General features: G+C 69.5%; 16 protein-coding genes and 1 pseudogene. 13 read left to right on the top strand and 4 right to left on the bottom strand.

Going from position 1 to position 21,421, the window contains the following annotated elements; genetic code table 11:
- The first annotated feature begins 93 nt into the window (after positions 1–93).
- The 7 genes from ABZ880_RS44870 (at position 94) to ABZ880_RS44840 (ending at position 7,835) form a co-directional block, all read left to right on the top strand.
- Positions 94–1,005, top strand: coding sequence for an FCD domain-containing protein (locus ABZ880_RS44870; RefSeq protein ID WP_361276277.1), 912 nt, complete (start codon positions 94–96; stop codon positions 1,003–1,005).
- Between the two features lie 695 nt (positions 1,006–1,700).
- Positions 1,701–3,005, top strand: a complete 1,305-nt coding sequence (locus tag ABZ880_RS44865; protein ID WP_361276274.1) for an FAD-dependent monooxygenase — start codon at positions 1,701–1,703, stop codon at positions 3,003–3,005.
- A 128-nt stretch (positions 3,006–3,133) separates the two neighbouring features.
- Positions 3,134–4,381: an acyl-CoA dehydrogenase family protein gene (locus tag ABZ880_RS44860; protein WP_361276271.1), complete on the top strand. Its 1,248-nt coding sequence runs from the start codon at positions 3,134–3,136 to the stop codon at positions 4,379–4,381.
- 59 nt (positions 4,382–4,440) lie between these two features.
- Positions 4,441–4,893: a pyridoxamine 5'-phosphate oxidase family protein gene (locus tag ABZ880_RS44855; protein WP_361276268.1), complete on the top strand. Its 453-nt coding sequence runs from the start codon at positions 4,441–4,443 to the stop codon at positions 4,891–4,893.
- 62 nt (positions 4,894–4,955) lie between these two features.
- A complete protein-coding gene (locus ABZ880_RS44850; protein ID WP_361276265.1) occupies positions 4,956–5,405 on the top strand; it encodes an OsmC family peroxiredoxin in 450 nt (149 codons plus the stop codon).
- Positions 5,406–5,802: 397 nt separating this feature from the next.
- Positions 5,803–7,041 carry a CoA transferase gene (locus ABZ880_RS44845; RefSeq protein WP_361276262.1) on the top strand — a complete coding sequence of 413 codons (1,239 nt, stop codon included), beginning with the start codon at positions 5,803–5,805 and terminating at the stop codon, positions 7,039–7,041.
- Entirely contained in the window at positions 7,038–7,835 is a 798-nt protein-coding gene (locus ABZ880_RS44840; protein ID WP_361276259.1) for a citryl-CoA lyase, read from the top strand. The genes ABZ880_RS44845 and ABZ880_RS44840 overlap by 4 nt, the downstream gene beginning before the upstream one ends.
- Before the next feature lie 52 nt (positions 7,836–7,887).
- Here ABZ880_RS44840 and ABZ880_RS44835 read toward each other — a convergent pair.
- Positions 7,888–9,102: pseudogene (locus ABZ880_RS44835) on the bottom strand (IS110 family transposase).
- A 260-nt stretch (positions 9,103–9,362) separates the two neighbouring features.
- On the opposite strand from ABZ880_RS44835, the gene ABZ880_RS44830 reads away from it, so the two are divergent.
- The 3 genes from ABZ880_RS44830 (at position 9,363) to ABZ880_RS44820 (ending at position 12,543) form a co-directional block, all read left to right on the top strand.
- Positions 9,363–10,226, top strand: coding sequence for an extradiol ring-cleavage dioxygenase (locus ABZ880_RS44830; RefSeq protein WP_361276256.1), 864 nt, complete (start codon positions 9,363–9,365; stop codon positions 10,224–10,226).
- Complete coding sequence (locus ABZ880_RS44825; protein WP_361276253.1) at positions 10,223–10,585, top strand: hypothetical protein; 363 nt, start codon at positions 10,223–10,225, stop codon at positions 10,583–10,585. The genes ABZ880_RS44830 and ABZ880_RS44825 overlap by 4 nt, the downstream gene beginning before the upstream one ends.
- Positions 10,586–10,749: 164 nt before the next feature.
- Entirely contained in the window at positions 10,750–12,543 is a 1,794-nt protein-coding gene (locus ABZ880_RS44820; protein ID WP_361276250.1) for an FAD-dependent monooxygenase, read from the top strand.
- A gap of 225 nt (positions 12,544–12,768) precedes the next feature.
- Here the strand turns inward: ABZ880_RS44820 and ABZ880_RS44815 are convergent, their stop codons facing one another.
- Positions 12,769–13,575 (bottom strand): IclR family transcriptional regulator, encoded by an 807-nt coding sequence (locus ABZ880_RS44815; protein WP_361276247.1) that lies wholly within the window; start codon positions 13,573–13,575, stop codon positions 12,769–12,771.
- Between the two features lie 607 nt (positions 13,576–14,182).
- Between ABZ880_RS44815 and ABZ880_RS44810 the strand changes: the two genes are divergently transcribed.
- Complete coding sequence (locus tag ABZ880_RS44810; RefSeq protein WP_361276244.1) at positions 14,183–15,016, top strand: alpha/beta hydrolase; 834 nt, start codon at positions 14,183–14,185, stop codon at positions 15,014–15,016.
- Between the two features lie 80 nt (positions 15,017–15,096).
- Here ABZ880_RS44810 and ABZ880_RS44805 read toward each other — a convergent pair whose 3' ends face one another.
- Positions 15,097–16,074, bottom strand: a complete 978-nt coding sequence (locus ABZ880_RS44805; protein ID WP_361276242.1) for a hypothetical protein — start codon at positions 16,072–16,074, stop codon at positions 15,097–15,099.
- Between the two features lie 554 nt (positions 16,075–16,628).
- On the bottom strand, positions 16,629–17,582 hold the full coding sequence (locus ABZ880_RS44800; RefSeq protein WP_361276239.1) for an alpha/beta hydrolase: 954 nt from the start codon (positions 17,580–17,582) through the stop codon (positions 16,629–16,631).
- Positions 17,583–17,973: 391 nt separating this feature from the next.
- Here ABZ880_RS44800 and rhaI point away from each other — a divergent pair, with 391 nt between their 5' ends.
- Both rhaI and ABZ880_RS44790 read left to right on the top strand, forming a co-directional pair.
- A complete protein-coding gene (gene rhaI, locus ABZ880_RS44795; RefSeq protein ID WP_361276236.1) occupies positions 17,974–19,140 on the top strand; it encodes an L-rhamnose isomerase in 1,167 nt (388 codons plus the stop codon).
- Between the two features lie 53 nt (positions 19,141–19,193).
- Positions 19,194–21,233 carry a bifunctional aldolase/short-chain dehydrogenase gene (locus ABZ880_RS44790; RefSeq protein WP_361276233.1) on the top strand — a complete coding sequence of 680 codons (2,040 nt, stop codon included), beginning with the start codon at positions 19,194–19,196 and terminating at the stop codon, positions 21,231–21,233.
- Positions 21,234–21,421 lie beyond the last annotated feature (188 nt).

Here is a 21,421-nt window from a genome sequence, read left to right as displayed (position 1 = left end):
TCCCGGCCGGCGGCCATGCCGCGGCCACACTTGTTGTCAGGGGAGTCACGAACCCGCAGTGGCGTCGTCCCGAAGCCGGTCGTTGCCCGGGGAATGTATGACGACATCGATCTCGGCAAGCGCCGGATCCGCCTACTCTCGGCTCTCTTGCAGTCTGCTGCCAACCTGCGTTTGCAGGAATGTACGACGATTTGCAATCCCCGACAAGCGCGGGTTCCGTGCACTCCGCCGCTCGACACCGTCTCGCACGCGGTCCGACCGGATGCGCTCGCCCGGTCCGCAGACGGTGGTGAACCGTTGCCCGCGCCGAAGCCCGCGGATACGCTCGACGGCGTGCTCATCGACTTCGTTCCTGCGAATCCGCAGGTGGCGAACCTGATCGCGGTCCGGGATCTCGTGCTTGACTCGATCCTCACCGGTGCGGTGCCCCTGGGTTCCCCGCTCGACGTCCAGGCTCTCGCGGCACGTGCCGCGAGCCGGATCGCCGACGTCCGGCTCGGACTCGAGGAACTCGTCCACGTGGGGATCGTCGTCCGAACCGCCGAGGGATACTCCGTCACCCGGCTCAGCCGCGAGCTCATCGCGGACATCGACGATGTCCGCATCGAACTCGAGGGAGTCCTGACGCTGCGGTTCGCCAAGCGCGCGCCCGAGCCGCGGGTCGAGGCCCTCGGGACGGGTGCCCGCGCCTTTCGGCTCGTGGTAGAGGACTCACCGACGCCGTGGCGCCTGCAGGTCGCACACGACCGCTTCTATTCCCTGCTGGCGCACTCCGCCGGCTCGACGACGACCGAGGACCTGCTCATCGGCCTTTACCGCCAGGTCAGCGTCCTCATGACGGCAGGGCTCGTCGGCCGGGAACGATCCCGGGCCTCGGCGTGTGAACTGGAGGAAATCCACCGGGCGCTGGCCGACCGGGACGCCGCCGCGGCGGCCGAGGCCAGCGCCGTCCACGTGCGGAGGACCACCCTGGCCGGACTCAGGCTGCTCGACGTCGACGCGTGAGCGGCGGCGCGACCTTCGCGCACGTACGTCGACCGCGCCGGCTGCTCCAGGACGGTGACGATCGCGGCGACCGAGAAGTCGGCACGGCGGTTCTCGACCGATGCGCTGACGCGGCGCGGGCCATGCGCCATTGCTCTCACCCGAGGCCGGGCGACTCGGACAACGATCTTGACAGGCGACTACTCCGTTGCCTCCTCGGCCCGTGCCACCAGGGCCTTCGCCGCACCGAACGCTCGGCAGACTCGCTGACCTGTCGTTTCCTCCGCGCAGAGGCGCAGGAGGCTGTCGGCCGTGTCCGGCGGCTCGTCCATCGCCGTTCGGACGGAGCGCAGCGTCACGCCGTCGGCCGACCACCCGCAGTGGCCAAGCCGGACGATCCCTTGTTCGGGTCGGCGAGAGGACTTCCAGCCACCCTCGGCCATGGGATTCCGTATGACAAACAACCAGGTAGGTGCTGGTCACAGAGGCTTTCCACAAGAATGTCATACAAACTTGAGCTCACCGATAGCGAAAAAGCTATCGAAACCAAAACAGATTAGTCCTAGAACTCTCGATCGGATTGCCATAGCGTTTCGGGGCGTTACCGGACGACGACTCGCCAGCGGTCTTCACCCCGGACCGCCCCATCGCCATGGCGATGGGGCGCCGGCTCGGCGACTCGTCTGCCTACGCGTCAGCCCGAAGGAGAAGGCGTCGTGGAGATCGCGATCATCGGAGCAGGCCTCGGCGGCCTGACAACCGCGCTGCGCCTGCAGCAGCAGGGTTTCCGACCACGCGTGTACGAGTCGGCGGTCGAACTGCGCGAGCTCGGGGTGGGGATCGTCCTCCAGCCTTACGGCGCACGAGAACTCGACGAACTGGGCGTGCTGGACGCCGTCAAGGAGGTGACGGTCGACGCGCTCGAGTCGACCTTCTACAACCAGCACGGCCAGCGGCTCTACGGCGAGCGGTGCGGAACCCACATGGGCTACTCGCACCCGATGCGCTTCTGTCACCGCGGTGTCCTGCAGAAGGTCCTCATCGACGCGGTGACCGAGCGGCTCGGTCCCGACGCGATCGTCGTCGGCGCACGGTGCATCGGCTTCGAGCAGGATGACGAAGGGGTGACGGTCCGTTTCGAGCGCAGAAGCAGCACGGTGCCGGAAGAAGTGCGCGCCGACATCGCCATAGGCGCGGACGGCATCAACTCCGCGATCCGGCACGCCATGCACCCCGGCAGGTCCGGCCCCCGCTACTCGGGCGTCACCATGTGGCGCGGTGTCACACTCATGAAGCCCTACCTGGCCGGCGGCACGATTCTCCACATCGGCGCCCCCAGCAAGGGCAGCATCATCTGCTACCCGATCATCGACAACGCGTTCGGCACCGACCTCACCCTGGTCAACTGGGCCATCGAGGAGTATGGCCGGCCACAGATGGTCGAGGACTGGAACCAGACCGCCGACGCGACCGAGATCGCCGGCATGTTCCCCGACTGGGACGCCGACTTCATCGACATCACCCAGATGCTCCGGACAGCGCGCGCGGCGTATGTCATCCCGATGATGGACCACGATCCGCTGCCCTTCTGGAGCGACCGCCGCGTCACCCTGCTCGGCGACGCGGCGCACGCGCTGTACCCGCGCGGCGGCAACGGTCTGGGCCAGGCGCTCCTGGACGCCGGAGCCCTCGCCCGCAAGCTGGGTGGCGGTGGCGATCCGATCGAGGCGCTCCAGGGCTACGAGAACGAGCGCCGGGAGGCGGCGAACCGGGTCGTGATCGCCAACCGCGGGGAGGGGCCCGAGATCATCCGCCGACTGGTCGAGGAGCGCACCGGCGGCAAGCGCTTCGACCACATCGACGACGTCCTCCCTTCCGCGGAGGCCGACGCGATCTTCTCCGAGTACCACCGTCTCGCCGGGATGACGAGGCCCGGCCAGTCGGCCCAGGACGGCGGAACGGGGTTCTTCGACGAAGCGCAGGCAAGCAAGGTCCGGTCCATCGTCGGACCGGCGTCATGAGGCGGCTCAGAAGAGGGACATATAGCTGAAAAGCTATCCGAAGACACCGAACTTCGTCATAACCCTTTCGATCAGCCGACCATGCGGTGAGATCCGGAAACACGCCCGACACAGTCGGAGGGACAAAGATGTCAGTGGTTCACGACACAGCAACAGGACGGATCACACCGCCCGAGCCCGATCTCACGCCCGAGGATCTGGTCTCCCGCGCGCGGGATCTCGTCCCTGAGCTGATCGCCCGCCAGGCGGAGACCGAGGAGTTGACCACCTACTCGGTGGAGATCCACAAGGCCTTCGAGAAGGCCGGCCTGTACCGCACCCTCATCCCCCGGCGCTACGGCGGCTACGAGTTCGACCTGCGTACGTTCAACGAGATCGTCAAGATCCTCGCCAGCGGCTGCCCGTCCGTCGGCTGGAACTTCTGCCTCGGCGCCCACCACGGGACCCAGGTGGCGGCGTTCTGGCCGGAGAGCGCCCAGACCGCCGTCTTCGGTGACGGGGACTTCGTGTCGTCGGCCGCCATCATGCCGTCCGGCACCATGCGCAAGGTCGACGGCGGCTGGGAGGTCACGGCGCGCTACGGCTTCTGCTCGGGATCGCCCTACGCCACCCACCACATAGCGAACGCCACCCCGGTCGACGACGCGGGCAACCCCCTCGGCTCGCCACGGCCGTTCATCGCGCCGCGCTCAAGCTGGACGATGCTCGACGACTGGGGCGGCACCCTGGGACTCAAAGGCACGGGATCGAACACCATCGTGTTCGACCGCGGTTTCGTCCCGGACGACCATGTGCTGGACGCGGGCACCCTGCGCTTCGTGGACGTGACCAACGGGACACCCGGCTACCGCCTGCACGGCAACCCGCTCTACGCGGGTCCGGTGCAGGCGCAGAGCGCGCTCGACATGGGAGCCCTGCTGGTCGGCATGGCGCTCGGTGCCTTCGACGAGTACACCGCGACCAACCGTGCCAAGACCACCTATTTCCCACCGATCATGCCCCGGATGGAGAGCCCCGAGTACCAGCGCTGGACCGGCATCGCGCGCGGCAGGCTGCGTGCCGCCGAGGCGGTCGTGGCCCAGGGCGCCGACCTCTATATGCGCGCCTGTGAGGACTCCGCCAGCGGCAGGCGGCCCTTCGACAGGGCGACCGAATTGGACATCGTCGCGCTGGGGCTGGAGGCGTGGCACATGGCCTGGGATGTCACCCAGCAGGTCCTGTTCCCGACGGCCGGCTCGACCGCCGCAGCGGACGGCAAGCGCATGCAGCGCATATGGCGCGACATGTCGACGGCGCAGACCCACGCCCTGAACACCAGCCTGGAGAACCTGATGACGGAACTCGGCCGGCGAACCTACGGCATTGCCACACCCTGACCCGACGGAAGCGGCACCGCGGTGTCGCGCCCCGATCCGTACGAGAGGAGAGTCACGAGATGATCTACAGCCAGAGCGAGAAGGACTTCATCCATGAGATGTCGAAGGACAACATCGTCCCCTACGGCAGCCCGCTGACCCATCCCGGTCTGCTGGCCCGCCTGGGCACGGTGGGCCCGTCCGGTCAGCCGATGATCCATCCGCTGGTCGCGTGGTTCGACCTCGACTCCGGACTGATCTGGGTCGGCAGCTTCAACCTCCCGAAGACGCAGAAGGCCAGGAACATCGCGGCCGAACCGCGGGTGTCCGTGGTCGTCGACGACTGGCAGGACAAGGGCAGCGACGTGCGGGGCCGGGGCATCGAGGTCCGCGGCGTCGCCACCCTGGTGCCGGTGGAGGAACCCTTCTCCCGCGGCTTCTCCGCGGATGCGCTCCGCATCGAACCGCGCCGCATCCTGTCCTGGTATCTCGAAGGTCCTGGGCACTTCGCCCGCAACGTGGACGTGGCCTGACCGGCCCGCCCCCTCCGTTGCGCACCCGGCTCCCGACCACCCCGACGAGAGGATTCACCCACATGCCCACGCGATTGGCTCGCACGTCCTGGCACGGCACTTCGATGACCGGATCGGGTGACGTCACGTTCGTGGCCAGCAAGACCGCCCCGGTCGGCTTCAGTTACGAGGAGCGGGTCACGAAGAACGACATGAAGGAGGGGATGACGAGCCCGGAGGCACTGGTCGCCGCAGCCGCGTCCGGCTGCTACTCGATGGCGCTCGCGACCCTGGTCGGGCGGGCGGGCGGCAACCCGAAACATCTCGACGTCGAGGTCGAGGTCCACCTCGTGCCGGAGCCGCGCGGTGGCACCGTCGGTCGGCTGGCGACAATGAAGTACGTGGTCGGCGGTGAGGTCGACGGCCTCGACGAGGCGACTTTCCAGGATCTGGCCGAGAAGGCCCTGCGGTACTCCCCGGTGGCAACCGCTCTGGTCGACACCACGAAGAGCGTCACCGCCACCCTGGGATGAGCGGAAGGGAATTCCCCGGCCGGTACGTCGCCGTCAGGAACTTGGCCACGTGACAAGGCCTTCGCAGCTCAAGCCGCCGACCGGGCCGGGCTCACCTCACCCGCGCGGTGAACCGGGTGCGCGGCACCCCGGTCGCCGGCGCGGACAGGTGGCCGGGACGGGACGGCGAGCGCTCCGCGCCTCCGGCGGCAGGCGGAGCCACAACCCCGCCGGCAGGACGCGTGACAGCCCGCGGAGAACCTAACCCGCGCTCTGCCTAGTCGGTGTTCCGACACGGTGATCGGACAGTGCCGGGCAGGGATGTCCGTGCCCTTGGCCAGGGCGTTCGTCGGCCGCAGGCACAGGTGGCATTCGTTTTCGCGGACAGCTGTCCGTCATGCGGTCGAAAGGTGAAGTCATGGAGATGTCGAAGAAGCGCGCGGCGGGGTCCGGCCTCCCGGTGGCGGGCCCACTGGCCGGACTGCTCGTCGCCGACTTCTCACGAATCCTCGCGGGGCCGTACGCGACCATGCTGCTTGCGGACCTCGGCGCCGAGGTCATCAAGGTCGAGAGCCCTGGAGGCGACGACACCCGGACCTGGATGCCTCCCACCCGCGACGAGGTGTCCACCTACTACCTGGCCGTCAACCGTAACAAGCGGTCGGTGGCGCTCGACCTGCGTGTTCCTGAGGACCTCGCGGCGGCCCGCGAACTCGCGGCCCGCGCCGACGTCATGATCGAGAACTTCAAACCCGGCGGACTGCGCCGGTTCGGGCTGGACCACCCCTCGGTCAGCTCCCGCAATCCGGGCCTCGTCTATGCCTCGATCAGCGGCTTCGGCTCCGGGGCCGGCGCGTCGCTGCCCGGCTACGACCTCATGGTGCAGGCGATCTCCGGGCTGATGAGCCTGACCGGTGCCCCGGAGGGCTCGCCGTACCGCGCGGGCATCTCGGTGTTCGACGTGATGGCCGGCCTGCATACGGCGATCGGGATCCTCGCGGCGCTGCGGCACAGGGACGCCACGGGGCGGGGCCAGCGGATCGAGGTCAATCTGCTCTCCACGGCACTGTCCGGCCTGGTCAACCACTCCAGCGCCTACGTGGCCGGTGGAGTGGTGCCCTATCGGATGGGCAACGCCCATCCCAGCCTGTTCCCGTACGAACCACTGCCGACCGCCGACGGTGAGCTGATCGTCATCGCCGGCAACGACGGGCAGTTCCGCAAACTGTGCGACGTCCTGGGAGCGCCGGAGCTGGTGGACGACGCGCGCTTCGCGCACAACCAGGACCGGACGGCGAACCGGGAACAGCTGCGCCCGCTGCTGGTCGAGCGGCTGCGCAAGCGGACCAAGGACGAGTGGTTCCGGGAACTGGCCGCGGCCGGGGTGGCCTCGGCGCCGATCAACACCATCGAGGGCGGGGTCGCCTTCGCCGCCGAGCTGGGCCTCGATCCGGTCGTCGCGTCGGGGGTGGGCGAGGCCGCGGTGCCGGGCATCCGCAACCCCATCACGTTTTCCGCCACGCCGCCGCGCTACGACCTGCCACCGCCGGCCCTGGACGAGCAGGGCACCGAGATCCGCAGCTGGCTCTCCGTACGGCCCGGAGACTTCTCCCCACAGCCCGAGGACGCGTCCGAGCGGCCCGGAGACGCGCGATGACCAGCTACCCGACCTCCATCGGCACCTCGCAGGCCACCTCGATCCACCTCCTCGGCCAGGACCTCGCCGAGGACCTCATGGGACAGGTGGGCTTCGGTGAACTCGCCTTCTGGCTGGTCGCCCAGCGCCGTCCCGCCCCGTCCGAGGTGCGGGTCTTCGAGAGCGTCCTGGTCGCCCTGGCCGACCACGGCTTCACACCGACGGCGATCGCCGCCCGGCTGACGTACCTCAGCGCCCCGGAGTCACTGCAGGGCGCACTGGCCGCCGGACTGCTCGGCGGAGGATCGCGCTTCCTGGGGGTCACCGAGGACTGCGGCCGGTTCCTCGCCGAGACGCTGGCCCGGACGGACGGGCCGCTGCCACAGGACATGGCGGGTTGGGACGAGATCGCCCTCGCCGCGGTCTCCCGTACCCGTGCCGACCACCGGCTGGTTCCCGGCCTCGGTCACCCGGTGCACAAGACCCTGGACCCGCGCACTCCGGCCCTGCTGCGCATCGCCGAAGAGGAGCAGCTCCGCGGCCCTCACCTGCGGCTGTTCCAGGCGATCGGCAGGGTGCACCCGCAGGTGCTCGGCCGCACCCTGCCGCTGAACGGCGCCGGTGTCTGCGGCGCGGCGCTGGCCGACCTCGGTCTCCCGGTCGACCTGCTACGCGGCTTCGCGCTGCTCGCCCGGGCGGCCGGGCTGCTCGGCCATCTCGCCGAGGAACGCCGCCACCCCATCGGCATGGACGTGTACACGGCTGTCGACCGTAACGCCGCCTACGTGGCCCCGGATCCCGCCGACAACGCCTGAAAGGATTCCCAATGAGGTTGTCAAGCCCGGGCGGTGACTCGCTGTGAGCGTGTCAGCCCAGCGTTGCGGGGCTCGGGGGCGCGGTGATCTCGAAGGTGCGGCCGTCGCGTATGAGCGCCCACAGGACGTTCAGGCGACGTCGTGCGAGGGCGATGATCGCTTGACTGTGGCCCTTTCCTTCGGCCTTCTTGCGTTCGTAGAACGCCTTCGAGACGGGGCAGCACCGGGCGGCGACCATCGCGGACATGTAGAACACCCGCAGGAGCCTTCGGCAGTAGCGGCGTGGTCGGCACATGTTGCCGCTGATGCGTCCGGAGTCCTTCGGGACGGGCGCCAGGCCGGCGACGCCGGCGAGGCGGTCGGAGCTGCCGAAGACGTGCATGTCGCCGCCGGTGTGGGCGATGAACTCGGCACCGAGGACGGGGCCGATGCCGGACATGCTCAGGATGACCTCGGCGTGCGGGTGCTCGCGAAACCGGCCCTCGATCAGGACGTCGGTCTCGGCGATCTCCTCATCGAGGGCCATCACCTCCCTCGCGAGCCTGGCCACCACGGCGGCGGCCAGTCCCTCTCCGGGGACCGCGGTGTGCTGGGCCTCGGCGGCCTCCACGGCGGTGGCCGCGACGAGCTGGTAGTTGCGAACCTTGCGGTTCTTCAGCCAGGTGGCGAGGCGGTTCCTGCCGGTGCGGCGCAGGGCGGCCGGGGTCTGGTAGCCGGTCAGCAGGACCAGGGCCGCCTTCGACGTGCTGTAGTCGATGGCCCGTTCCAGGGCGGGGAAGTACTCCAGCATCTGGGCCCGCATCCGGTTGATCGCCCGGTTGCGGTCCGCGGCCAGGTCCAGGCGGCGCGAGGTGAGGATGCGCAGGTCGACGGCGATGTCGTCGCCGTGGTCCATCGTCTGGAGGTCGTGGCGCATGCGGGCCCGGTCGGCGAAGACGAAGGCGTCGTCCTACGCGTCCGTCTTGCCGTCGCCCCGGTAGGAACCGGAGGCGTGGTGGACGGTCCGGCCGGGGATGTAGAGGACCTGCTGGCCGTTGTCGGTCAGCAGCGCGATCATCAGCGCGGCTCCGCCCGCGTTGAGGTCGATGGCCCAGGTCACCAGCTCGCCCTCGCTCAGCGCGAGGACATCGGCGATCAGGTTGAGCCGTTCGGTCCCGTCGTTGGCCACCCTGCGCGACAACTTCCGTCTGCCGCCGGTGTCGATCACCACGCAGTGATGTTCGGCCTTGTCCGCGTCCGTACCAGCCCACAGTTCGGGCACGGCCACCTCCGAAGTCGTATCCGTTCAAAACCCAGCAGACGACCTCGCCAGCGTGTCCTTACCAAGCGATCTTGTCGCGCGCATCCCAATGAGTGGTCGAGCCGTCGCGGGATGCCGAGCGGCCAATCCTTTCAAGCCACCGACGGGCTGGAGGCACCAAGCCACACCCGGCATCCCTGAGCCTCCCTGGGCCTCCCTGGGCCTCCCTGGGCCTCCCGATCCTACGAGCGACCGGAATCAACCCACCTACAACGTAAGGAGGCATCATGGCCACGCTCGCCGCGGTCATCGCTGCGACGCACCACCCCTTCTACTACCGGACGAGCCTCACCGAGGGCGATGACCGCCCACCGTTCGCGGACGAGTGGGTCGCCAAGATCGGCGCGTTCCGCGAGACGCTGACCAAGGCCCGCCCCGACGTGCTGGTGATGGTCGGTTCGGACCACTTCCACCAGCTGTGGCTGGACAACATGCCGCAGTTCCTGATCGGCAAGGCACCGATGTACGACGCCAACTGGTACAACGAGGAACGCGAGTTCGGGCTCCCGCGGATGACGCTGCGCGGCCAGGAGGACCTGTCGACGCACATCCTTCGCCACGGGCTGGACGCGGGCTTCGACCTGGCGTTCAGCAACGAACTGCGCATCGACCACAGCATCACGTGCCCGATCATCACCCTACGGCCCGAGGCCGACCTGCCGATCGTGCCGATCTACACCAACATCTTCGCCCCGCCGCTGCCCCAGCCCGCCCGGTTCGTACAGCTGGGCCAGGCCATCCGGGAACTCGTCGAGTCCTGGCCGAGCCATCTGCGGGTGGCCGTCATCGGCACCGGACACCTCTCGCTGGAGCTGGGCGGTCCGCGCCAGTTCGGCCCGCACGGACCCGATCCGGAGTTCGACCGCAAGGCGGTGGAATGGATCGCGAGCGGCGACGTGGAGGGCTGCCTGTCCGAGGTCAGCCTGGACAGCCTGTGGACGCCGGGCAACGCGACCCACGGCTTCATGGACTTCATGCTCATGATGGGTGTCGCCGGAGAGGGCGCCAAGGCCGACCACGTCGACACCCTCGACCTGTTCCACACCATGGAGGCCTATTTCACCTGGTACCCGAACGGAGTACCGGCATGAGCAAGTACCTGCTCGACAAGTTCCTCTACACCGTCGACCGCGACCCCGACCTCGTCGAGCGCTACCGGAACGAACCACGTGCCACCGTGACCTGGTGGGAGAAGGAGATGGCGGGCACCCTGCTGGGCTCCATCTCCGCCGAGGCCACCACCTGGCTGCGTCTCACCGCGGAGGAACACGAGGCCCTGGCCACGCACGACTACGTGTCGCTGTTCACCCTGGGCGCGCACCCGTTCCTCACCCTCACCCTCTTCATCGCGCTGTTCGAGCGTGACCACGCCGAACCACTGGGGTTCCAACGTGAATACGCGGCCCGGCTCGCGCACTTCTCCCAGCCCTATCCCGACTTCGCCACCTGACCCGGCGGGCGGCCGCTGCGCCGTTCGACATCGTGACGGTGCGCCGTACCTCGGCCGGCGGATCACCGCCACGGGCAGAGCAGCCGGGTCGGCGCCCGCCCCCGACCGACACCCGGCGCCGGCCGAGGCCCCGGTCAAGTTCCCCCCGCAGAGACGAGGTTTCCGTGAGCCCGCAGTCCCCCGTCCCGTCCACCTCGCACGACACCGATGTCCTGGTCGTCGGATCAGGCCCCGCCGGCGCGTCCGCGGCGCTGCTCCTGGCGACGTACGGCATCCGCGTGCGACTCATCACCAAGTACGGCGCCCTCGCCGACACACCCCGCGCCCACATCACCAACCAGCGGACGATGGAGGTGCTGCGCGACCTCGGTGTGGAGGAGCGCCTCCTGCGTGAGGCGACTCCCTGGGAGTCCATGAGCAACACGACGTTCTGCACCAGCCTTGCCGGAGAGGAACTCGGACGCGTTCCCTCCTGGGGAACGGACGCGCTTCGGCACGCTGACTACGTCCTTGCGAGCCCCTGCTCGATGGTCGACGCCCCGCAGACCATCACCGAGCCGATCCTCGTCCAGGAGGCCCAGCGCCGCGGTGCGAAGATCCGCTTCGACAGCGAGTACCTCTCCCACGAACAGGATGGCGAAGGGGTCACCACCCGGGTACTCGACCGGCTGACCGGCACCACGTACAGCGTCCGGTCCCGCTATCTCATAGGCGCCGACGGAGCCCGCAGCAAGGTCGCCGAGACACTGGGCCTGCCCTTCGAGGGCCCGGGACCGGTCGCCGGCGCGCTCGGCATCGTCTTCGAGGCCGACCTGTCGCGTTTCGTCGCACACCGGCCGTCCGTCCTGTACTGGATGCTGCAGCCCGGCGCCGAGAAGGAAGGCGTCGGCCTCGGCGTGCTGCGGATGATCAAGCCGTGGCACGAGTGGATGCTCATGTGGGGCTACGAGGTCGCCGCCGGCCCGCCGGAGCTGACCGAGGAGTTCGTCCGCGAGCTCGCGGTCAAGCTGGTGGGCACGGACGACTTCGAGATGCGAGTGAAGTCGTCCTCCCCATGGACGGTCAACCACCACTACGCCACCACGATCTCCAAGGGACGGGTGTTCTGCGCCGGCGACGCCGTGCACCGTCACCCGCCCACCAACGGGCTCGGCTCCAACACCTCCATCCAGGACTCCTACAACCTGTGCTGGAAGCTGGCACACGTCATCCGCGGCACGGCCGCGCCCTCGCTGCTCGACAGCTACGACGCCGAACGGGCGCCGATCGCCCGGCAGATCGTCGAGCGCGCCAACCTGAGCATCGCCGACACCGGCCGCATCATCCAGGCGCTCGACCTGACCGACACCTCCGACCCGGACACCCTCGACGAACGCCTCGCGGCACGCAAGGCGCCCGGTCCGCAGGGCGAGAAGACCCGGCGGGCGCTGCGCGAAGCGATCGCATACAAGTCCTACGAGTTCAACGCGCACGGTGTGGAACACAACCAGCGCTACTCCTCGGACGCCGTGATACCGGACGGCTCCGCACCTGAGGAGTTCGCCCGCGACCCCGAGCTGTACGCCCAGCCCACCACCCGGCCCGGCGCCAAACTGCCGCACACCTGGGTCACGCGCGGCGGCGAGCGGATATCCACCCTCGACCTGGGCGGACACGGTGAGTTCAGCATCCTCACCGGCATCGGCGGTCGCCCCTGGCTGGACGCCGCCGAGGCCCTTTCCGCCGAGCGGGGGCTGACAATGCGCGGCGTGTCCATCGGGCCCGGGGAGGAGCACGAGGACCCCTACGGCAGCTGGGCGGACCTGAGCGAGATCGAGGATGGAGGAGTCCTGCTCGTCCGACCCGACCTCCACATCGCCTACCGGCACGCCGCGACACCGTCCTCGCCGCAGGAAGCCCACCGTCTGCTCTCCGCGGCTCTCGCTGCCGTCACGGGCACGGCCGCCGACCTCGACTGACCAAGCCCGGAGCGCGCCGTACGCTCCGAACCGTCTCGTCGCGGAGAGCCGCCGTCTCAGTGGCGGCCGTGTCCCCGCTCGTGCACTCGGCTGGACTCCGTCTCCGTGGCCGGGCGGACCGGTGCCGGTTTTCCGAGGTGACGGAGCCGGGCCGATCGGCCGGTCACCCCGGGCCGCCACCCGAGACCTTGATCCGTGCGCGTTCGCCCGCGCTCCCTCAGCCGGTCAGCCGTACAGCAGTGTCGCGGCCTCTTCGACCGTGGCCCGCAGGGTGGTGCAGATGGAACGCTGGACGGCGGCGGTCATCCGGTGAATCGGGGCGGCGACGCTGATACCCAGATGCATCGGCACACTGCGGGCCGGGAACGCGACGGCCACTGACGAAACTCCGGCCTCGCTCTCCTCGCGGCTGGTGGCGTAGCCGAGTTTGCGGATGGTCGTGAGCTCGGCCTCCAGCACGCTGCGCGTCCGGACGCTGCGCTCGGTCAGCCCTTCGAGCTCCTCCCGCGGATACAACGCGCGCAGTTCCTTGACGGGCAGTTGGGCGAGCATCGCCTTCCCGACGGAGGTGGAGCTCGCCGGCATCGACCGACCGAGCCGGGACGCGACCCGCACCGCCTGGGGACTCTCCAGCGCGTCGACGAACCGCACCGTGGAGCCGTCGAGCAGGCACAGGTGCACGGTCTCCCCGACCTCGGCGTTCAGCCGCTCCAGGTGCGGGCGCAACGTGGTGCGGAAGTCGAACCGCTGCAGGATCGAGAAACCGACCGCGGTCAGCGCCGCGCCCGGTCCATAGAGCTTCGTCCGCTCGTTCTGCCGCACGAACCCCCGGTACTGAAGCATGGCGAGCAGGCGGTGCGCGGTCGAGGTGGCCACGCCCAGGTACTCGCTCACCTGAGTCAGCCGCAGCTCCGGTTGCTCGCCGAGCAGGAGCAGCACCTTCAGGGCGTTGTCGACGGACTCGATCGGGTATTGCGGTGCCCGCGGAGTGGTGGTGAATTCCCCGGCGGCGCCAGAATTTCCTCTCTTCACAGCAGAAATGGTACGGGTGAGCGTGGGGTTGGTCACCTGGCACCCAGTGTCGGGGCTCCGCTCCTGGTGGATTGTCTCGGCTTGATCTTGCTGTGTGGTTGGGTAGAGGTGGCGCAGTTTCACGCGTGTGTGTCGGTGGTGTGGGCCGACCGTCACCTCACGATGGCGGAACTGTCGATGTCCCAGAGCCCGCCGGGATCCGTGTGTGGTCCGATGTGCGTCTACGGCAGGCAGGTACCCCTCGGCCAGCACCTTGGCCACGGCGCGCCGCGCCCCGATCACACATCCGCTCCTGCCCGGCATTCCTGCCGTAGCGGATGTCAGCGGATGAAGGAGGGGGAACCTTGCCCGATGCTCGTGGCCCGGCCCGGGGGGACGGAGGCCGATGATCTAGGCTCCGACCGATGCCGGGAACAGAGGCAACGACAGCCGAAGCAAGGTGCGTGACTCAGCGGCGACCATCGCGGAGGAATCGATGCACGCGCCACCCCGGGTCGGCTCGCCAGAGATTCCTACCAGGAGGGCGTCCATCAGCCGGCGTTCTCGGCCTGTGCGTCCCGGCTCCGTCACCGGCAACGACCGACTGATCCATATGAAGGAGTGGCTCGTGAACGAGCTGAGCATCTCCACCGCCGCCGGCGTGTTCGACGCCCTCGTGGCAGGCCCGCCCGAGGGCCCCCCGGTGCTGCTGCTGCACGGCTTCCCGCAGACAGGACGTGCGTGGGAACGGCAGATCGAGGCGCTGGCCGCGCACGGCCACCGTGTCGTAGCACCGGACCAGCGCGGCTACTCCCCGGGTGTCCGCCCCGAGCGGCCCGAGGACTACCGCATCGACATCCTGGCCGACGACGTGGTCGCGATCACGGAGGAGTTGGGCTGGGCGACGTTCGACCTCGTCGGCCATGACTGGGGAGGCGCGGTGGCGTGGTGGTTCGCCGGTGCCCACCCCGGTCGGGTGCGCACGCTGACGGTCGTCTCGACCCCGCACCCCGCCGCTCTCGCCGAGGCCCTCGGCACCGACGAGGACCAGCGCAAGCGTTCCCAGTACATGATCGACTGGCAGGAGACGCCGGCGACCGAGAACCGTATGCTCGCGAACGACGCCGAGGAGCTGCGGGCCGCCTACGCGGGCAGGATCCCGCAGGCCGGCGCCGACGCCCACGCCCGCCACCTGTCCGAGCCCGGCGCTCTCACCGCGGCGCTGAACTGGTACCGAGCCGGTCGGCCCGACGGCGCTGTCGGCGTCATCGACCTCCCCACCCTGTACGTCTGGAGCACGGACGACGCCGTGTTCGGACCAGTGGCCGCACGCGACACCGGGCGGTGGGTCAGCGGGCCGTACCGCTTCGAAACCCTTGAGGGCGTAAGCCACTGGGTCCCCGAGGAAGCACCCGAGGCGCTCAACAGCCTCCTCCTCGAACACCTGCGGTCACACGGCTGACAGGGCGCGGCGCATCCCCGTCGGCCGTTTCCCGCGGCGCCGGTCCGACAGTCTCGGACCGGACGCAGGGCGCGGGGTACTCAGCCGGCGGTGGAGTGCGAGCGCCAGAACGCGACGGCGTGGCCGAGCCAGCCGTCGGCGGGTGTGCCCGTGCCGAGACCGTATCCATGCCCGCCGGCATCGGTTCTGCGGTACTCCACGTCGACGCCCTGCGAACGCAGGTCGTCGACGACGTGGTCGAGCGCGGTCACGGAGATCAGCTCGTCGTCCGCGGCAGCAGTGACGAAGTACGGCGGAAAAGACGCCGAGTACGGCCCGAACGGGGTGCCCGGATACGCGGTGATGATGACGGCGGGCGGGTGGAACCCGTGCGCGCGGGCCCCCAAGGGTCCGTCAGTGCCCCAGCTCGACACCAGCCGTCCGCCAGCCGAGCTGCCCCAGACCGAGTAGTCGTCCAGGCCGATGTCCCACGCGTCCGCGCGTTCGGCGAGCAGACTCATGGCCCGGGCCAGGTCCTCGTTCGCGCGTGCCAGCGGCACCGCCTTGTCATCGCTCTCGTCATTGCCGTCCTTGCTGATGCGGTACTTGAGGACGGCGACGTTGTATCCGAGCGCGTTCAGGGCCTTGGCGTGGGGGAAGCCCTCCTGGATCGAGGCGACCGAGGTGAAGCCACCGCCCGCGGCGACCAACGCGAGCGGCCTGCCCGGGGCGCCGGGGACGAAGAACAGGCCTGCCGCGGCCTTGTCCGGTTCGGCGGCGATCTCTCCCTCGCTGTAGAGGGGATGGAAGATGGTCCTGCCCTGGTTGACCAGGTCGATGAGGAAGTTGAGACCGTCGACCATGGTCCTGGGGTCCCAGGCTCCCAGGTGCGGCGCGAGAGCCTCGACGGTGAGGGGGCGGGTGATCTCGGCGGTCTCGCCGGACTCCCAGGGCACCATGTAGTCGCCGAAGCCCGCGAACGCCGGGTGGTTCACGATGTCCGCGAAGGTCGAGCCGACCGACAAGTGCTCGAACGAACGGGCACTCCCGGTGGCGGGTACGAGGTCAGGATCGGTCATCGGGTATCTCCAGTTCGTGGCCGCAGCGTCCAAGCGGCCGGTCATACGGTGGGGGTGCGGGGGGGGTGGGTACGGGGGTGGGCCGGGGTGTGATGCCGGAGGTTCCCAGGCCCGGTAGGCTTGGGCTGCGGGGCCATGGCCGGAAGGACAGGCTCCCGACGGGCCACTTACCCCACGGAGACCGCTTCGGCTCCGCGACGGCCGGCTCCGGCACCCCGACCGCTCATTCCGGCGAGCGCAACGTCTCGCTCCGACATCCAGAGCAGTCGCCGCCGATCCACACCATGGGCACAGCTTCGGCCGTCGGGCGCCCGGCCGGCTCCGAGCGAGGTGGCACCCGGTCGGCTCCAAGCCCAACGCACGCGGCAGCCCCGCAGGCGCCCCTCCTCCGCCGGTGGCGACGCCAGGCGGTCGAGGACACCGGGTTCGCGGTCGATGACGCAGGTCCGACGACCCCACGTTCACGGGCGAGGGCACCGCCGCCCGCCCCGAAAGGTCGACCAGGGATGTACCGAGCGGCCTCACCTCGCAGCGTCACATCCGGTGAGCCGCTCTCACAGAACTTCGTCGAGGCTCGCCGGGCCGCCGAGGAGGGATGGCCCGTCGACGAAGCGGCCGTCGGCGACGCGCCGCACGAACGCGGCGGTACGGGCCACCGCCTCGGTCGCCTCGGGCAGGAACCCGACCGCCGTCTGCCACACGTGGAACATCTTCGGCCACACCTCCAGGTCGACCTCGACGCCCGCCCGGGCCGCCCGGTCGGCCACCGTCAGCGAGTCGTCCAGGAGGCGCTCGGCGCCGGACACCTGGAGGAACAGGGGCGGCAGACCGGTCAGGTCGGCGACGACAGGACTGGCGAGGGGGTCGTCCGCGGGGTGACCGGCGAGGTAGTCGTCGTGCATGGCCTGGCCGAGTTCGTCCGGCAGCAGCGGGTCGGTGTCCGCGTTGGCGGTCCAGCTCCCCTCGGAGAACCGTTCCTTGCGCAGGTCGAACACACCCGCGTAGAGCACCCCCGCGAGGATGCCGGGATGCCTCTCCGACAGACGGCGCAGAAGCACCGCGAGCGCGAGGTTGGCGCCCGCCGACTCCCCGGCCACCACGATCCTGGGTGCGAGCGAGGCGGCATGATCGAACGCGGCCAGGCAGTCGTCGAGTCCCGCCGGGAAGGGATCCTCGGGAGCCAACCGGTACTCCGGCAGCAGCACCCGCGCCCCGGTCGCCAGGGCAAGGTGCGCACCCAGCCCACGTGCCCCCCTGGCCAGCCCGGAGCGGAATCCTCCGCCGTGGATGAACAGGATGACCATGTCGTCGCGGGCCCCGTCCGGGGTCATCAGGTACGAGCCCGGCCTGAGCGCCTCGGCGGGCTCGTCGACGACACCGGGCAGGGGGCGGTACATGTCCGCCAGGCCGGCCGCCTGTTCACGGTCCGCGGCGAGGTTCATGGGCCCGCGCTGCGCGGCGGCGTCCTGGAACCACCCCTCCATCAGGGCATACGTGGCACTGGGCATGGCGGGCGGCTCCTTGTCGGCACTCCGGAGAGGGCATCCCTGTCGCCACGTGGCCGTGACGTCGTACACGAGGGATCGTACCCTTGAATCCCGAATGCTAGTAGGTTTCTATTGCCTGGAGAACAGCGGCAGCGATGCGGAGAATTGAAATGTTTCAACCCGCCAACGAGGGGCCTGAACCATCATCGACGACCGCCGAGAGGTGAGTACTCGGCCATCGACGAGCAGTCGATACCGCCTCGGCGCACCGACGCGACGAGGCCCGGTCGGGCCGCCGGGAGCCGGTTGACGGGGGTCGCCACAGAAGCTACCTTCCAGCGCGAAAATGAATCGTTTCATAGCTTGTCAATCCCGGTCCCTCCGTGGGACTCCTTCGTGACCTGAGGTGGACATGCCTGACATCGCTGCGGTGAAGGCCGCACTCGCCGGCCAGCGGATCGAGACGCCGTCCTGGGGCTACGGCAACTCCGGCACCCGCTTCAAGGTCTTCGCCCAGGACGGCGTACCGCGCACGCCCCACGAGAAGCTGGACGACGCGGCGCAGGTGCACGCGTTCACGGGCGTGGCGCCCAAGGTGTCGCTGCACATCCCCTGGGACAAAGTGGACGACTACGGCGCCCTGGCCAAGTACGCCGCCGAGCGCGGCCTGGAACTGGGCGCGATCAACTCCAACACCTTCCAGGACGACGACTACCGGCTCGGCAGCGTGTGCCACCCCGACGCCGAGGTGCGTCGGAAGGCCGTGGACCATCTGCTGGAGTGCGTCGACATCATGGACGCGACGGGGTCCACGGACCTGAAGCTGTGGTTCGCCGACGGCACCAACTACCCGGGGCAGGACGACATCCGCGGGCGCCAGGACCGGCTGGCCGAGGCCCTCTCCGCGGTGTACGACCGTCTGGGTGACGGGCAGCGGATGCTGCTGGAGTACAAGTTCTTCGAGCCGGCCTTCTACACCACCGACGTGCCGGACTGGGGCACGGCGTACGCACACTGCCTGAAGCTCGGGCCCAAGGCGCAGGTCGTCGTCGACACAGGCCACCACGCGCCCGGCACCAACATCGAGTTCATCGTGGCGACCCTGCTGCGCGAAGGCAAGCTCGGCGGGTTCGACTTCAACTCCCGCTTCTACGCCGACGACGACCTCATGGTCGGGTCCGCCGACCCGTTCCAGCTGTTCCGCATCCTGTACGAGGTCTCCCGGAACGCCGGTTTCGAGGCGGCGACGAACGTGGCGTTCATGCTCGACCAGTGCCACAACATCGAGGCGAAGATCCCCGCGGTCATCCGGTCGGTCATGAACGTCCAGGAAGCCACCGCCAAGGCACTGCTGGTCGACCGTGAGGCGCTGACGGCCGCCCAGCGCACGGGCGACGTGCTGGAGGCGCACGCGGTGCTGATGGACGCGTACAACACCGACGTACGACCGCTGCTGCGCGAGGTCCGCGAGGAGATGGGCCTCGGTCCCGACCCGCTCGCCGCCTACCGCGCCTCGGGATGGCAGCAGCGGATCACGACCGAACGTGTCGGTGGCACCCAGGCCGGCTGGGGCGCCTGATCCCACCTCTCGCAACCCGCAAGGTCCCGACCAAGCAAGGAAGAGATCCACTCATGGCACTCCACCCCGAAGCCGCCGCCCTTCTCGCCCGTTCCCGTCGGCTGGGCTCCGATGCCCGGAACACCAACTACGCCGGTGGCAACGCGTCCGCGAAGGGAACCGACACCGATCCCGTCACCGGGGGTGATGTCGAGTTGATGTGGGTCAAGGGGTCCGGTGGGGATCTCGGGACGCTCACCGAGGCGGGGCTGGCCGTGCTGCGGCTGGATCGGATGCGGGCGCTCGTCGATGTGTATCCGGGTGTTGAGCGCGAGGACGAGATGGTTGCCGCGTTCGATTACTGCCTGCACGGGAAGGGGGGCGCCGCTCCTTCCATCGACACCGCCATGCACGGGCTCGTCGAGGCCGCTCATGTCGATCATCTGCACCCGGACTCCGGGATCGCTCTCGCCTGCGCCGCCGACGGGGAGAAGCTGACCGCGGAGTGTTTCGGGGACACCGTGGCCTGGGTGCCGTGGCGGCGGCCCGGGTTCCAGTTGGGGCTGGACATCGCCGCCATCAAGGCCGCCAACCCGCAGGCCATCGGCGTGGTCCTGGGCGGACACGGGATCACCGCCTGGGGTGACACCGCCGAGGAGTGCGAGAAGAACTCGCTGCACATCATCCGGACCGCCGAGAAGTTCCTGGAGGAGCGGGGGAAGGCCGAGCCCTTCGGGCCCGTCATCGAGGGGTACGGCGCGCTCAGCGAGGCCGATCGCCGTGAGCGGGCCGCCGCGCTCGCGCCGTACGTCCGGGCGATCGCCTCCCAGGACAAGCCGCAGGTCGGGCACTTCAACGACTCCGAACCGGTGCTGGAGTTCCTGGCCCGTGCCGAGCACCCGCGGCTCGCCGCGCTCGGCACCTCCTGCCCCGACCACTTCCTGCGCACCAAAGTGCGGCCGCTGGTCCTCGACCTGCCGCCCACCGCTCCGCTGGAGGAGGCCATCGCGCGGCTGGATGTGCTGCACGCCGAGTACCGCGACGAGTACGCCGCCTACTACCAGCGGCACGCCCTGCCGGACTCCCCCGCCATGCGCGGCGCGGACCCGGCGATCGTGCTGATCCCGGGTGTCGGCATGTTCTCCTTCGGCAAGGACAAGCAGACCGCCCGGGTCGCCGGCGAGTTCTACGTCAACGCGATCAACGTGATGCGGGGCGCCGAGGCCGTGTCCTCGTACGCGCCGATCGAGGAGTCGGAGAAGTTCCGCATCGAGTACTGGGCCCTCGAGGAGGCCAAGCTCCAGCGGATGCCGAAGCCCAAGCCGCTCGCCACGCGCATCGCCCTGGTCACCGGCGCCGGCAGCGGCATCGGCAAGGCCATCGCGCAACGGCTGGTCGCCGAGGGCGCGTGTGTCGTGGTCGCCGACCTCAACGGCGAGAACGCGGCCTCGGTCGCGCAGGAGCTGGGCGGATCGGACAAGGCCGTCGCGGTGACCGTGGACGTCACGGACGAGGAGCAGATCGCCGGCGCGTTCAAGGCCGCCCTGCTCGCGTTCGGCGGAGTGGACCTCGTCGTCAACAACGCCGGCATCTCCATCTCCAAGCCGCTCCTGGAGACCTCCGCCAAGGACTGGGACCTCCAGCACGACATCATGGCGCGCGGTTCCTTCCTGGTCTCCCGCGAGGCGGCCCGGGTGATGATCGCGCAGAAGCTGGGCGGCGACATCGTCTACATCGCCTCCAAGAACGCCGTGTTCGCCGGACCCAACAACATCGCCTACTCCGCCACCAAGGCCGACCAGGCCCACCAAGTCCGGCTGCTGGCCGCCGAGCTGGGCGAGCACGGCATCCGCGTCAACGGCGTCAACCCCGACGGTGTGGTGCGCGGCTCGGGCATCTTCGCCGGTGGCTGGGGTGCCCAGCGGGCGGCCGTGTACGGCGTGGAGGAGGCGAAGCTCGGCGAGTTCTACGCCCAGCGGACCATCCTCAAGCGCGAGGTGCTCCCCGAGCACGTGGCGAACGCCGTGTTCGCGCTGACGGGCGGGGAGTTGACCCACACCACCGGCCTGCACGTCCCGGTCGACGCCGGTGTCGCGGCCGCCTTCCTCCGCTGACGGTCACCGCTCCGCGAACGTGCCCGGGTCCGTCGCGTCGATACGGCGGACCCGGGCGCGGCCCCGGCGGGAGACCTCAGCCGAGACTTCCATCCCACCCTGAACTCCGGCCCTGTTCCCGCGGCCTCTCCCGAACTGCTCGCTCCACTCCCTGTCCTGCTTCAACCGACCGTGCACACCGCGGAGGT

This window comes from Streptomyces sp. NPDC047043 (assembly GCF_040644055.1).
Lineage (GTDB): Bacteria > Actinomycetota > Actinomycetes > Streptomycetales > Streptomycetaceae > Streptomyces.
The sequence above is the reverse complement of the archived record's forward strand: the minus strand, read 5'-3'. Positions and strand labels throughout refer to the sequence as shown.